This window comes from Martinezella sp. CNPSo 3964 (genome assembly GCF_057784375.1).
In genome coordinates this window covers 418816-433692 of record NZ_JBXSOW010000003.1, presented here as the reverse complement: position 1 = coordinate 433692, position 14877 = coordinate 418816, and the positions used below count along the sequence as shown (strand labels likewise).

Sequence of the window (14877 nt, the reverse complement as noted above, 5' to 3'; positions counted from 1 at the left end):
GTAGGACAATCGTATGTGAGGCAAAAACGTTGCCGCGCATCCCCTTCCCCCTCTAGGACAGGGCAATCGTATATGGTGCGGATCATCTCCGGAATCTTCCCCTCCCTGCTGGGGAGAAGGGGTAAGCGCCAACGATCAATGGAGTTAAGCTCAACTCAGCTCGAAGCGACAGGCACCGATACCACAGACTGCGCCTTCGGCGACCATTTTGCATGCAGCTTGGCGAGCATCAGATAGATGATCGGCGTCGTATAAAGGGTCAGCACCTGCGAAACGACAAGGCCGCCAACGATGGTGATCCCAAGCGGCCGGCGCAGCTCCGAACCGGGGCCGGTTGCGATGATCAGCGGAATGGCGCCCATCAGTGCGGCGAGCGTGGTCATCAGGATCGGCCGGAAACGCTTGAGGCACGCCTGATAGATCGCCTCCTCCGAAGACAGACCGAGTACGCGCTCGCCCTGCAGCGCAAAATCCACCATCATGATACCGTTCTTCTTTACGATGCCGATCAGAAGGATAATGCCGATGAAGGCGATAATCGTCAGTTCGGTGCCGCTGATGGCGAGCGCAAGCAGCGCACCGAGGCCGGCCGATGGCAGCGTCGAGATGATCGTCAGCGGATGCGCCAGGCTTTCATAGAGGATGCCGAGCACGATGTAGACCGTCAGCAGCGCCGCCAGAAGCAACAGCGGCTGGCTGCCGGACGATTGCGTGACGCTTGCGGCGTCGCCGGCAAAATCCGCATGCAGCGTATCGGGCAGGTGCATGTCCAGCACAGCCTTCTGGATGGCATCGTTTGCCACCTGCAGCGGTGTATTGAGCGCCAGATTGTAGGAGATGGTGACGGAGGGATATTGGCCTTGGTGATTGACCACCAGCGGCGCCAGCGTCCGGTCGATCGACGCGACTGCGCTCAGCGGCACCTGCGTGCCGCCGGATGCCGGCACATAGAGCTTGGAAATATCGTGCGGGTCGAGAGCATAGTTCGGATCCGCCTCCAGCACGACACGATACTGGTTGCGCTGCGTGTAGATCGTCGAGATCTGCCGCTGCGCAAAGGCATTGTTGAGCGCGGAATCGATGGACTGGATGTTGACGCCGAGCTGGGAAGCGAGGCTCCGGTCGATATTGACGGTCGCCTGCAGGCCGTTGGGCTGCCTGTCGGTCGCGACATCGGTCAATCCCGGCAGCGCCTGCATGCGCTCCAGCACCTTCGGTGCCCAATCCACCAGTTCGTCGTAGTTCGCACCCCAGAGCGTGAATTGATACTGCGATTGCGACTGGCGTGCGCCCGCACGGATATCGCCAGGGGAAAACAGGAAAGTGCTGAGCCCCGGAACGGCCATCAGTTGTTTGCGAAGACGGTCGATGACATCAGCCGTCGACGCCCGCTCCGATTCCGGCTTGAGCGAGATTAAGAGCTGCCCGCGGTTGATGGAGCTGGAGAAGCCGCCGCCACCCACCGAAGATCCAAGACCCGAGACCGCAGGATCCTTGGCGACAATATCTGCCGCCTGCTGCTGCAATTTGACCATGGCCGGATAGGAAATATCCGTCGCCGCCTGCGTTCCGCCCTGGATGAAGCCAGTGTCATCCTGCGGAATGAAGCCCTTCGGAACCTTGACGTAGAGATAGCCCGACATGACCACGCAGCCGATGATGACGAGCACCGACAAGACACGGTGATGCAGCACCGCCCGCAGCGTCCGGCCATAAAAGCCGATAATGGCGCCCAATGTGCCCTCGACGATGCGGCCGAACGGGCCGGGCCGGGCATCGATATCATGCTGGCGCAGGCGATGGCCGCAGATCATCGGTGTCAGCGTCAGCGACACCAACGTCGAAACGACGATGGTAAACCCGAGCGTCAGCGAGAAGGTCTGGAAGAACCGGCCGACGATGCCGCCCATGAAGAACAGCGGGATGAAGGCGGCAAGCAGCGACAGGCTGATCGAAACGACCGTGAAGCCGATCTGCTTTGCCCCCTCGAGCGCCGCCTTCATCGGCTTCATGCCGGTTTCCAGATTGGCATAGATGTTTTCGATCATGACGATGGCGTCGTCGACGACGAAGCCGACGGATACCGCAAGCGCCATCAAGGAGAGATTGTCGATCGACAGCCCGAACAGCCACATCGCGGCGAAGGTCCCGGCGAGCGACAGCGGCACGGTGACGCCGGCGGCGACCGTAGGTGTCGCGCGCCGCAGGAACACGAAGACGACGGCCATGACCAGGCAGATGGTGGCAAGCAGCGTCCATTGCATGTCGTTGACGCTGGCATGGATCGTTGTGGTGCGGTCGGAAAGGATCGATATTTTGACGCCGGCGGGAATGAGCCGCTGCAGCTCCGGGATCAGCTGCTTGACGCCATCGACGGTGGCGATGACGTTCGCATCCGCCTGCTTGGTGATGTTGAGCAGCACGGCCGGCTTGCCGTCATACCAGGCATCCGAGCGGCTGTTGCGCACGCCGGGCTCGACGGTGGCGATATCTGAGAGGCGGACGGCCGTGCCGTCGCCGCTTTGGACGATGATCCGCCCATAGGCCTCCGGCGTTCGCAACTGGCTGTTCACGGCAAGGGAGAACGCACCCGAGGCCCCATCGATGGAACCGAACGGTCCGAGCACGCTGGCATTGACGATCGCCGTGCGGACGGCATCGAGCGACAGGCCCATGGCCGAGAGCCGGTCGGGATCGAGCCTGACGCGCACGGCCGGTTGGTCAGCGCCGCTGACGGTAACGCCGCCGACGCCGTCCACCTGCGAGATCCGTTGCACAACCACCGTGTCGGCGGCATCGTAGATGGCGCTTGCGGGGACATTGTCCGACGTCAGCGCCAGGATCAGGACGGGTGCCGCCGCCGGGTTGATCTTGCGGAAGGACGGCAGGGTCGGCAGATCGCCCGGCAGGTCGGTTGCCGCCGCGTTCAGGGCTGCCTGCACGTCCTGCGCAGCGCCATCGACACTGCGCGAGAGATCGAATTGCGCAATGATGCTGCTCGATCCAAGCGAGCTGACCGACGTCAATTGCGTGATGCCGGCAATGGTGCCGAGATGGCGTTCAAGCGGCGCTGCAACGCTTGCCGCCATGCTGGCCGGATCGGCGCCTGGACGGCTGGCGGAGACGACGATCGTCGGCAGATCCACGGTCGGCAGGCTTGCGACCGGCAGGAAGCGATAGGCAACGATGCCGAGGATCATCAACCCGATCGCCAGAAGCGTCGTCCCGACAGGGCGTTTGACGAACGGCTCGGAGATGTTCATGTCTCGCCACCCGCCAATTCGTTCATCTCGGCGCTCGGCGTGCCGCTGGTACGGCCGACGACCTTGGCGCGCAAGCGCTCGAAGGCCAGATAGATCACCGGCGTCGTATAGAGCGTCAGAAGCTGCGAAAGCACGAGGCCGCCGATGATGGTGATCCCGAGCGGAATGCGCAGTTCTGCGCCCGTGCCCTGCGCGAGCGCCAGCGGCAGTGCGCCGAAGAGTGCTGCAAGCGTCGTCATCATGATCGGGCGGAAACGCAGGATCGACGCCTTCAGAATGGCTTCGCGCGGCTCAAGACCTTCCTTGCGCTCCGCCTCCAGCGCAAAGTCGATCATCATGATCGCGTTCTTCTTGACGATACCCATCAGGAGTACGATGCCGATCAGCGCGATGATCGACAGGTCCTGTCCGAACAGCATCAGCGCCAGAAGCGCACCGACGCCGGCCGAGGGCAGCGTCGACAGGATCGTCACGGGATGAACGGCGCTCTCGTATAGCAGGCCGAGCACGATGTAGATCGTCACCACAGCCGCGAGGATCAGCCAGGGCTCGCCCGCAAGCGACGAGGCGAATTCCTCGGCATCGCCCGAATATTTGCGCTGGATATTGTCGGGCATGCCGATGTCCAGCTCAGCCGCCTTGATTTCCGCCACGGCGTCGCTGAGCGACGCGCCCTTGGCGAGGTCGAAGCTGAGCGTCACGGCCGGGAACTGCTCGTCATGGCTGATGACCAGCGGCGCGGTCGTGAAACTCGCGGTCGTGAAGGCGTTGAGCGGCACCTGGGTGTCGCTGGCGCCGGCGACATAGAGCTTGTCGAGCGATTTCGGATCCGACTGGTATTGGGGTGCTGCCTCCAGAATGACGCGATACTGGTTGGCCTGGCCGTAGATCGTCGCGATCTGCCGCTGGCCGAAGGCATCGTTCAGCGTGTCGCTGACGGCCTGCATCGAGACGCCGAGCCGCGAGGCCGTCTCGCGGTTGACGTCGACGAAGATGCGCCCGCCGCCCATTTCGACTTCGGAGGAGACATCGATGAGCTTCGGGCTCTCCTGCAGGCGCTGCGCGAGCTTCTGCGACCAGTCGACGACGGTGTTCGTGTCCGTACCCGTCAGGGTATATTGATAGGGCGCGCGGCTTGCCCTGGTGCTGATGGAGATATCGCGCACGCTCTGGAAGGTGACGTGGATGCCGGGCATGCCGGTGACTTCGCCGCGCATCCGGTCGATGATCTCGTCGGCGGAAGCATTGCGCTGGTTGCGCGGCTTCAGGACGAGGCTGAGGTTGCCCGTATTCAGCGTCAGATTGCTGGCACTGGCGCCGATGACGGAAACCACGCCGCTGACATCCTGATCCTTGCGGAGCCGATCGGCCACATCAGCCTGGATCTGCTTCATCGTTTCGAACGAGGTCGTCGGCTCTGCTTCGATGACGGCGGTGATGAGGCCGGTATCCTGCGCCGGCAGGAAGCCCTTGGGAATGACGACATAAAGCGCGATCGTCGCGATCAGCGTCACCACCGTCACCAGCAGCATGAGGCCGCTGCGATCCACCGCCCAGACGAGGCTGCGTCGATAACCTTCGATCATCCAGTCCGTAAAGCGATCGGCGCCGGCCAGGAAACCACCCTGGCGCTCCCTAGGCTTGCGCAGGATGCGGGCGCACATCATCGGCGTCAGCGTCAGCGAGACGACGGCCGACACGACCACGGCGATGGTCAGCGTCAGCGCGAATTCGCGGAACATGCGCCCGACGATGCCGGTCATGAACAAGAGCGGAATGAAGACGGCAACGAGCGAGACGGTCAGTGAAATGATGGTGAAGCCGATCTCGCCGGCCCCCTTCAGCGCCGCCTGCATTGGGTTTTCGCCCTCCTCGATATGGCGGGCGATGTTCTCGATCATCACGATGGCATCGTCGACGACGAAGCCGGTGCCGATGGTCAGCGCCATGAGCGAGAGATTATCGAGGCTGAAGCCGGCAAACCACATGACGCCGAAGGTCGCAATCAGCGACAGCGGTAGGGCAACCCCGGCAATGAAGGTCGCCGTCATTGTCCGCAGGAACAGCAGCACGACGAGGATGACGAGGCCGATGGAGACAACCAGCGTCCACTGCACGTCATGGATCGAAGCCCGGATCGTCTCGGTGCGGTCGTTGACGATATCGAGGGAAACGCCGGCGGGCATCGCCTGTTTCAGCTTCGGGATCTGCTTCAGCACGTTCTCGACCGTCTGGATGACGTTGGCGCCCGGCTGGCGCATGATGTCGAGAATGACGGCGGGCTGGCCCTGATACCAGGCGCCGACGCGATTGTTCTCCAGCCCCTCGACGACGGTTGCGACGTCCTTCAATTGCACCGGCGCGCTGTTGCGATAGGCGACGATGACGGACCTGTAGACGTTGGGATCGACGATCTGGTCGTTGGCCGCAAGCGTGAAGCTCTGCTGTGTGCCGTCGAGCGAGCCCTTGGCGCCGGCAACGCTGGCGTTGGTGATCGCCGAACGGATATCTTCCAGGGCGAGCCCGTAGGAGGCGAGACGCGGCAGGTCCACCTGGATGCGGATGGCCGGCTTGACGCCGCCCTGGATATTGACGTCGCCGACGCCGGAGACTTCGCTCAGGCGCTGCGCCATCATCGTATCGGCGAAATCGCTGAGCTCGCGGATCGAATAGCTGTTCGAGCGCAGAGCGAGCGTCACGATCGGCGTGTCGGCCGGATTCACTTTTGAATAGGTCGGCGGATAGGGAAGTGTGCGCGGCAAGGTCGAGCCGGCCGCATTGATCGCCGCCTGCACATCCTGCGCGGCGCCATCGATATCGCGGCCGAGGTCGAATTGCAGCGTAATCTGGCTGATGCCGAAGGCACTCGACGAGGTCATCGACGCAAGCGACGGGATCTGGCCGAGCGGCCGTTCCAAGGGTGCCGTCACCAGGGCAGCCATCGTGTCGGGATCGGCGCCCGGAAGCTGCGTCGTCACCTGGATCGTCGGGAAATCCACCTGCGGCAGTGGCGCAACCGGCAGGAAGAGGAAGCCGAGAATGCCGCCCAACAGAACCGCCACCCCGAGAAGCGAGGTGGCGATCGGCCTGGATATGAAGAGCGACGAGACGTTCATTGTTGCTGTGTCGGCGTGGTGGAGGAATTGTTGGAGGCCGAGCCGCTGCCCGTATCCGCGCCTTGCGCGCCACCGGCGGCCGGCTGACCATCCTGGCCGCGATGGCCGTTGTGACCGCCGGCACCGCCCTGACCACCTTGGCCACCCTGGCCATTGTGGCGGCGATGCGGGCGTTCGCTGGCATTTGCAGTACCAGCACCGCTATTCTGCTGGTCGTTTTCTGCGACCGGCTGCCCGTTGTTGTCGGTTGACGGAGCAGCCGGCGACGTCTGATCCGGATTGGCCGAAATCTGCACCTTCGATCCATTCTGAAGCCGCGCGAAGCCCGTTGTCACCACCTTGTCGCCCGGCGAGACGCCGTCGGCGATCACGGCGAGCGTATCGTCCTGCTGGCGCACCTTCACCGTCTTCATCGCAACGGTCTGGTCCTGGCCGATGATGTAAACGAAGGTTCCGTTCGGCCCGCGCTGTACGGCGCCGCTCGGAATGACGGTGACCGCCTTCAGCGTCTCGACGAGCAGGCGGGCATTGACGAAGGCGCCGGGCCACAACGCGAGCTTGTCGTTCGGGAAATTGGCCTTCAGCTTGACCGTACCCGTGGTCGGATCGACCTGATTGTCGACCACGCCCAGCGAACCATTGTCAACGACCGTCTCGCCATCATTGCCCATGGCCTGGACGGAAAGCGTTCCGGCAGCACTTGCCGCATTGACGCGGGCAAGTTGCTGTTGCGGGATGGAAAACAGCACGGAAATCGGCTTGATCTGCGAAAGCGTCACGATACCGGTCGTATCGCCGGAGCTGACGAGATTGCCGACATCGACGTTGCGGATGCCGGTACGCCCATCGAAGGCTGCCCTGATCGTCGTATAGTCGAGCGTCGCCTGCGCACTTTCGATCGCCGCCACATCCACCTGCACCTGCGCGGTATATTGCGCCACCAACGACGTCTGCGTGTCGACCTGCTGCTGCGTGCCGGAAGCACTCTTCACCATGAGCTGATAGCGCACGAGATCGCGCTGGGCACCGGCAAGCAGGGCTTCATCCTGCGCCTTCTTGGCAATCGCCTGGTCGAGCTGCGCCTTGTAGACGGAATCGTCGATACGGGCGATGACGTCGCCCTTCTTGATATCCTGGCCTTCGACGAAATTGATTTCGACGACCCTGCCGTTGACCTGCGCGCGCACCGTCACGGTATTCAAGGCCTTCACCGAACCCACGCCATTGATGTAGACGGGCACGTCAGCCGTCGTCGCATCGGCGGCAAGTACGGGAACCGGCCCGCTGAACTGCGACATGCTGCGCCGCCCGCCACCGCCCTGCCCCTGGCCGCCACGGCGTCCGCCCTGAGCCTGCTCCGCAGGCGCAGCCGCGTTCTGATATCCGAGCAGCTTTTCCGCCGGCCCAAGCCAACGATCGCGGGTCGCATAGGCGCCGTATCCCACAGCGCCGATTACCGCCAGCCACACCACGACCCGAAATGTCCGAGCCATCCAAACACCTTTCCTCAAGACCTCGGGCGATCTCTGACCCCCGAAACTGACGGCGCGACTTTAGCTTGCATCATGCCGATTAGGAATTTGGTATAGCCATTAAATTTTGTCCATTTTAGCGCCACTTAGCGTAACAAACTGTAACATTGGACGAAAACCAGGGTTGTAGTTGCAAGGCGGCCGCACCTACCCGCAGCAGCCGTCTCGGCGCCTCAGAGCACACCCCATCCGCGATAGCGGCCACGGCCGGTCATCTCGCGCAGGCCGAGTTCGGACACCAGGTTGAGCGCGCCCCTGGAGGTAACGCCGACATGGCGCGCGATCATCTTCGCCGAAACGATCGGCCGCGACAGCACGATATCGATCACCTCGGGCAGGCTGCTGTTCGACCGCCGATCCTTGAGCCGCAATTCCATCTGCAGCCTGGCGAGAGACAGGCGATCCAGCTCCTTCAGCCCGGAATCGGCCGAGAGCGCCATGGCCTCCAGAAAGGCTATCAGCCGCGTGATGCGATCCGGCGCGCGCCGACGATCGTGCCGGACGGCCTTCAGGCCGACATTCATGCAGAAGAGATGCGACGTGACCTTGCCGCGGCTGCGCAGATAGGCGCTGACCAGCAAGCCGCCGAGCCAGTGCTGCCGCCGCAGCGGCTCGATCCGCTCCCAGGCATCGAAGAGCACCGCCGCGCCGAGAGCCGCCGGCAGCAGATCCGCTTCGCGGATGACGGCGCGCCAGCTCTCCAGCCGCTCGTCCTCATCCCAATCCTCATCACGGATGAGTGCGAGGGGATCGTCAACATCAACGGTTGGCTGCCGGGCTTCCGGGATGCCGCCATTCAGGATCTTGTCGGATCGAGCGAGGATGGCGTCGATCTCGGCAAAATCGACACCGAAATCGTCCTCTCCGTCCTCCGGCTCGTCGGGTTCCATAGTTTCTGCAGGCGTCGAGCGCGGTACAATCGCGTCTTCGGCCTCGCCGACGTCACCGCGCAGCACGGCAAGACCGGCCACCTCCAGGCCCCAGGAGGGATCGGCGGTCCAGAGGCGCCGCCGGCTGCGCAGCACCGCGTGGGCGATGGTCAGTTCATGCGTCGGGGTGCGCGTATCCATGCGCGCATCGTGCAGGACGAGATCTTCCACATGCACCAGTTCGCCGCCGACCCAAAGCGCGCCGGCGGCGTCGAAAAAGTGCCCGCGCTCGCGAAAGCCGTCCGCCACCGTGTGCCTGAGGACACGTTCATCCAGTCGCGCCAGCATATCTTCCGCCTTGACGATGGCGGGCAGAAGCGTGGCAAGCGGCAGCGCGGTCAGATCATATCGCATTGGAATCACTTCATTGCATCGATCTTACGGAACTTATCATCGCGCTTTGAAGGGGGATAGGAAGGAGGCCCTGTGAACTGTGGATGGCAATCACTATTTTTCGTCTTGACCTTCCAGCGATGGGAAGGTTCATAAACTCATCCGACGCCTCTCGGGCACAGGAGTATGACATGGCACCGCACGACGAACACGATCACGGCCATCATGGCCACGGTCATCACCATCATGATGACGCCGGCACACAGGATGTGGTGACCCGCGATCCCGTCTGCGGCATGACCGTCGATCCCGCTGGCAAACCGTCGCTGGATTATCATGGCCGCACGTTTCACTTCTGCAGCAACGGCTGCCGTGCGAAATTCGAGGCTGCGCCGGAAAATTACCTCACCGCAAAGGATCCGGTCTGCGGCATGACGGTCGACCGCGCCACGGCCCGCCATTTCCTGAAGCACGAGGGCGAGAAATTCTATTTCTGCTCCGCCGGCTGCAAGGCGAAGTTCGAGGCAGATCCTTCCGTCTATCTCGACGGCAACAGGCCGATCCAGAAACCCGCGCCGAAAGGCACGCTCTATACCTGCCCGATGCACCCGGAGGTCGTCAGCGACCAACCCGGCGATTGCCCGAAATGCGGCATGGCGCTCGAGCCTATGGGTGTCCCCGCCGCCGATGAAGGTCCGAACCCGGAACTGGTCGACTTCACGCGCCGGCTCTGGATCAGTGCCGCGCTGTCCTTGCCGCTGCTTGCCATCAGCATGGGTCCGATGATCGGCCTGCCCATCCGCGACTGGATCGGTGAGCCGATTGCCACATGGATCGAACTTATCCTCGCGACCCCGGTCGTGCTGTGGGCAGCACTACCCTTCTTCCGCCGTGCCTGGAATTCGCTCGTCAATCGCAGCCCCAACATGTGGACGCTGATCGGCCTCGGCGTCGGCACCGCCTATGTCTATAGCGTCGTCGCCACGCTGGCGCCCGGCCTCTTCCCCATGAGCTTCAGGGGGCATGGCGAGAGCGTTCCCGTCTATTTCGAGGCGGCGTCCGTCATCGTCGCGTTGGTCTTCGTCGGCCAGGTGCTGGAATTGAAGGCACGCGAACGCACCGGCTCGGCTATCCGCGCCCTGCTCGACCTCGCGCCCAAGACGGCACGGCGGATCGATGCCAAAGGCGGCGAACTCGATGTGCCCGTCGACGAGATCCAGGCTGGCGACCGGCTGCGCGTGCGCCCCGGCGAGCGTGTTCCGGTAGACGGCTCTGTCATCGAAGGCCAATCCACCATCGATGAATCGATGATCACGGGTGAACCCTTGCCCGTCGAAAAGGACAAGGGCGATGCGGTGACAGGCGGCACGATCAACCGCAACGGCACCTTCATCATGCAGGCCGAAAAGGTCGGCGCCGATACGACGCTGTCGCGTATCGTCGAACTCGTTGCCAACGCGCAGCGCTCGCGCGCGCCGATCCAGACGATGGTAGACCGCGTCTCCGCCATCTTCGTGCCCGCCGTCGTCGCCGCCGCCATCATCGCCTTTGCCGTATGGGCCTTCTTCGGGCCGGAGCCGCGGCTCGCCCATGCGCTGCTTGCAGCCGTCGCGGTACTGATCATCGCCTGCCCCTGCGCGCTTGGACTGGCAACGCCGATGTCCATCATGATCGCCACGGGCCGGGGTGCGCATGAGGGGGTGCTGGTGCGCGATGCCGAGGCGCTGGAACGCTTTGCAAAGGTCGATACGCTGATCGTCGACAAAACCGGCACGCTGACCGAAGGCAAACCGAACATGACCGACATCGTCGCCATGACAGGTACCGACGAGGCGCGCCTGCTTTCGCTCGCCGCCAGCCTGGAGCGCGGCTCCGAACACCCGCTCGCCGAAGCGATCGTTGCCGGCGCCGAGGAGCGCGGCGCGCATTTCGTCGAAATCTCCGGTTTCTCGGCGGTGACGGGCAAGGGCGTGGAAGGTCGCGCCGGCGAAACCGCGATCGCGCTCGGCAATGCTGCGATGATGGCCGATCTTGGCGTCTCGACCGACGCGTTGAAGGCCGAGACCGAGCACCTGCGCGGCGAAGGCAAGACCGTCATGTTCGTCGCCATCGACGGGAAGCTTGCCGGCCTTGTCGCCGTCGCCGACCGGATCAAGCCGACCACGGCAGCCGCGATCAAGGCGCTGCATGACAGCGGCCTGACGATCGTCATGGCGACGGGCGACAACGGCAAGACCGCCGCGGCCGTCGCGAAGCAACTCGGCATCGACGAAGTGCGCGCCGACATGCTGCCGGAAGGCAAGAAAGCGCTGATCGACGAGTTGCGTGCCAAGGGCAGCATCGTCGCCATGGCCGGCGACGGCGTCAACGACGCACCGGCGCTTGCGTCAGCCGATGTCGGCATCGCCATGGGCACCGGCGCCGATGTCGCCATGGAAAGCGCAGGAATCACGCTGGTGAAGGGCGATCTCAACGGGATCGTGCGCGCACGGCATCTCTCCGAAGCGACCATCCGCAACATCAAACAGAACCTTGCCTTCGCCTTCGGTTACAACGCGCTCGGCGTGCCGCTGGCGGCTGGCGTACTCTACCCGATCTTCGGCCTGCTTCTGTCCCCTATGATTGCAGCAGCAGCGATGAGCCTGTCTTCTGTTTCAGTGATCGCCAATGCGCTGAGGCTGCGGCTGGCGAAATAGAGTGAGCCGGGAAATTGGACACCTCGAATACCCGATGCCAATATTAGCCCATCGAACAAAGCAGGTGGGCTGGGCATGAACAGGGATCGATTTGAGCTGAAGCGGCGGAGCGATGATCTGGTCTATACGTTTCATCGCAAACAGCTGCCCGACGGAAAGATCGGCTACCGGCGCGAGGATGCCGTTCTCTGGATCAGGTTTCAAGGCGGCTTCGGTTGGGGCGCTTGGGATGATGAAGACGGAACCTTGCTCGGCAGGCCATGGAACGTACCATTTCCCGAGCAAGATGTAGACTATCCGCCGAAAGGCGAGTGGGTGAGCAAGAAGGGTGCGAAATCCTACGTCTACGAACTGGTCTATGTTTAGCAGCGTGGAGGGTGTGTGCCCCGTGGCCCCTCACCCCAACCCTCTCCCCGCAAGCGGGGAGAGGGGGCTTTAATCGAATAACCTGCGATCTTCCTGTAAATTCGCAGCCTGGCGCAGTCGTCCCTTCTCCCCGCCCGCGGGGAGAAGGCTAGGATGAGGGGCCAGGCACGCAGGTGCGACATCGGCAGACGCACCTGACTTGCCCGGATTCGCTTACCCGACGCGCTCCACCGCAATCGCCGTTGCCTCGCCGCCACCGATACAAAGTGCCGCGATACCTTTCCTCGCTCCCTGACGCTCCAACGCATGCAGCAGCGTCACGATCAACCGTGCCCCTGTGGCGCCGATCGGATGACCAAGAGCACAGGCGCCGCCGTTGACGTTGAGACGGTCACGCGCAATGCCAAGCTCCTTCGCGGCCGCCATGGCGACGACGGCGAAGGCCTCGTTGATCTCGAAGAGATCGACATCGCCGATCTTCCAGCCGGTCTTGTCCAGCAGCTTGCGGATCGCCGGGATCGGCGCTGTCGTGTACCAGGCGGGCTCTTGGCTATGCGTGGCATGGGCCTTGATCTCGGCCAGGATCGGCAATCCCTCGCGCTCGGCAAGCGAACGGCGCGTCAGGATCAAGGCAGCCGCACCGTCGGCATTGGCCGAGGCGCTGGCGGCGGTAATCGTGCCGTCCTTCCGGAAGGCGGGCTTCAGCGTCGGGATCTTTTCCGGCGAAACCTTTTGTGGATGTTCGTCCTTGGCAATCGTGATCGGCCCACCCTTGGCCATGACAGAAATCGGCGTGATCTCGGCTGCAAACGCGCCGTTCTCGGTTGCGGCGCGAGCGCGCGACAGGGTCTCCATGGCATAGGCATCCTGATCGTCGCGGCTGAACTGATAGGCCTCGACCGCCATCTCGCCGAAATCGCCCATGGAGCGGCCCTTCTCATAGGCATCCTCGAGCCCATCCAGCATCATGTGATCAAGGATACGGTCGTGGCCCATGCGGTATCCGCCCCGCGCCTTGGCAAGCAGATAGGGCGCATTCGACATGGATTCCATGCCCCCGGCGACCACGATGGAGGCCGAACCGGCGAGAAGCAGGTCATGCGCCAGCATGGTCGCCTTCATGCCGGAACCGCAGACCTTGTTGATGGTGGTGGCGCCGATGGCATCCGGCAGGCCAGCCCCGCGAGCAGCCTGCCGGGCCGGCGCCTGTCCCTGCCCCGCGGGCAGGACGCAGCCGAACAGAACCTCATCCACCCGCTCTGCCCAAAGGCCAGCACGCGCCAAGGCGGCACGGATGACATGTGCGCCGAGTTCAGGTGCCTGCAGCGGCGCGAGCTCTCCCAGGAACCGACCGAGCGGCGTGCGGGTGGCGGATACAATGACCACGGGATCGATAGCGGACATGACAACTCCTCGCGGGTCAGTAAACGGTATCTTTGTCCGAATCCTATCACGTTAGATGATGATCGTCATCTAAATATCGCACGGCACTGAACACAAAACTGGCAGCAGATGAGGTTGCCCTCATCGCGGAGAGACCCTAAGGATATCCATAAGATCAGAAGAGATATTCTATGCCGCTTTACATCAAGGATGACGCCATCGACCGGCTGGCGCGGCGCTATCAGGCGCTGACCAAGGCCCCAACCAAGACGGAAGCCGTGCGGCTGGCCTTGCAGAAGGCGTTGGACGAGGAACTGACCAAACCGGCTCTCGCCGACGTCGCCGTCGCCTTCTGCCGCAATCTCAAGCAGAAGGCCATCTCCAAGGGCGAGAGCTCCGCCGCCGCGGGAGAGATTTGATGTTCATCGATGCTTCGGTGCTATCGGCGATGATGACCGACGAAGAGGAGGCGCGCGCCTTCGCCATTCGCATGCAGCCGGCAACGGCACGAATGACCTCGCCGCTCGTCGCAGCGAACGCCGCAATCCTGGTCGCCGACGCTTTGGGATTGTCGCCGACCGAGGCCGGCGAAGCGGTGCGCACGTTCCTGCAGCTCATGAATATTCAGCTGCTCGCCGTGCCGCCCCGTGCCGCCATATTGGCGATCGAAGCTTACGAGCGCTACGGCCAAGGCGGCCAGCTGGAACGCCTCAGCCTGGACGATTGCATGACCTATGCCTGCGCTCGCTACTATCGCCAGCCGCTATTATCAAAAAGCGACCGGTTCGGGCAGATGGACATCGAACTGGCCTAAGCCGCCCCAACGGAGCCGCGGCCAGCTCGATGCGATCTTGCTGTTACGGGCAAAGCGAGGAAGGGCCTGCCGCAAACGTGTTCGAACGCACGCCGACCGCATTCGGAGCAGCAGCACATTGCAGGCGAGACATGGAGTCGCCGGCGCGGATCGGGCCGGTCACGGATGGGTCGGTATTGATCGTACCATCCGGCAGGATTGCATCCTTCGAATGATCGACACCGCCGACATCGGCCTGGAACGCCTCGACATTGACGCGCTTGGGATGATGCTTGTGCACCTGCTCCGCCATGGCAGCGCTGGAAACGCCGAGAACGAGAGCGGAGATGGCGAGGGTTCTGAGCAGCATGGGACTGGCTCCTGTGGGAGTTGACGCGAATTTCATATGGGAACTGGCACGCCATTTTACAGCGGCTTGCCTGTCAATATCGTTAAGAATTTGAAG

General features: G+C 63.1%; 10 protein-coding genes. 4 read left to right on the top strand and 6 right to left on the bottom strand.

Annotation, left to right across the window (positions count from 1 at the left end; translation table 11 throughout):
• Positions 1 to 155: 155 nt before the first annotated feature.
• The 4 genes from AC13Q5_RS12450 to AC13Q5_RS12435 form a co-directional block, all read right to left on the bottom strand.
• Positions 156 to 3263, bottom strand: a complete 3108-nt coding sequence (locus AC13Q5_RS12450; RefSeq protein ID WP_488501855.1) for an efflux RND transporter permease subunit — start codon at positions 3261 to 3263, stop codon at positions 156 to 158.
• On the bottom strand, positions 3260 to 6379 hold the full coding sequence (locus AC13Q5_RS12445) for an efflux RND transporter permease subunit (protein ID WP_488501854.1): 3120 nt from the start codon (positions 6377 to 6379) through the stop codon (positions 3260 to 3262). Before AC13Q5_RS12445 ends, AC13Q5_RS12450 begins: the two co-directional genes overlap by 4 nt.
• Entirely contained in the window at positions 6376 to 7872 is a 1497-nt protein-coding gene (locus AC13Q5_RS12440; RefSeq protein ID WP_075853547.1) for an efflux RND transporter periplasmic adaptor subunit, read from the bottom strand. Before AC13Q5_RS12440 ends, AC13Q5_RS12445 begins: the two co-directional genes overlap by 4 nt.
• A 212-nt stretch (positions 7873 to 8084) precedes the next feature.
• Entirely contained in the window at positions 8085 to 9194 is a 1110-nt protein-coding gene (locus tag AC13Q5_RS12435; RefSeq protein WP_488501853.1) for an RHE_PE00001 family protein, read from the bottom strand.
• A gap of 170 nt (positions 9195 to 9364) precedes the next feature.
• Here AC13Q5_RS12435 and AC13Q5_RS12430 point away from each other — a divergent pair, with 170 nt between their 5' ends.
• Both AC13Q5_RS12430 and AC13Q5_RS12425 read left to right on the top strand, forming a co-directional pair.
• Positions 9365 to 11869: a heavy metal translocating P-type ATPase gene (locus tag AC13Q5_RS12430; protein ID WP_488501852.1), complete on the top strand. Its 2505-nt coding sequence runs from the start codon at positions 9365 to 9367 to the stop codon at positions 11867 to 11869.
• Positions 11870 to 11944: 75 nt separating this feature from the next.
• The gene (locus tag AC13Q5_RS12425) at positions 11945 to 12235 is read left to right on the top strand and encodes a hypothetical protein (RefSeq protein WP_488501851.1); all 291 of its coding nucleotides are present in this window, start codon (positions 11945 to 11947) and stop codon (positions 12233 to 12235) included.
• Between the two features lie 213 nt (positions 12236 to 12448).
• Here the strand turns inward: AC13Q5_RS12425 and AC13Q5_RS12420 are convergent, their stop codons facing one another.
• Positions 12449 to 13639 (bottom strand): acetyl-CoA C-acyltransferase, encoded by a 1191-nt coding sequence (locus AC13Q5_RS12420; protein ID WP_488501850.1) that lies wholly within the window; start codon positions 13637 to 13639, stop codon positions 12449 to 12451.
• 170 nt (positions 13640 to 13809) lie between these two features.
• On the opposite strand from AC13Q5_RS12420, the gene AC13Q5_RS12415 reads away from it, so the two are divergent.
• Both AC13Q5_RS12415 and AC13Q5_RS12410 read left to right on the top strand, forming a co-directional pair.
• The gene (locus AC13Q5_RS12415; RefSeq protein ID WP_488501849.1) at positions 13810 to 14037 is read left to right on the top strand and encodes a type II toxin-antitoxin system VapB family antitoxin; all 228 of its coding nucleotides are present in this window, start codon (positions 13810 to 13812) and stop codon (positions 14035 to 14037) included.
• The gene (locus AC13Q5_RS12410; protein ID WP_488501848.1) at positions 14037 to 14432 is read left to right on the top strand and encodes a type II toxin-antitoxin system VapC family toxin; all 396 of its coding nucleotides are present in this window, start codon (positions 14037 to 14039) and stop codon (positions 14430 to 14432) included. The genes AC13Q5_RS12415 and AC13Q5_RS12410 overlap by 1 nt, the downstream gene beginning before the upstream one ends.
• Positions 14433 to 14475: 43 nt before the next feature.
• Here AC13Q5_RS12410 and AC13Q5_RS12405 read toward each other — a convergent pair whose 3' ends face one another.
• A complete protein-coding gene (locus AC13Q5_RS12405) occupies positions 14476 to 14781 on the bottom strand; it encodes a hypothetical protein (RefSeq protein ID WP_075853541.1) in 306 nt (101 codons plus the stop codon).
• Between the last annotated feature and the right edge of the window lie 96 nt (positions 14782 to 14877).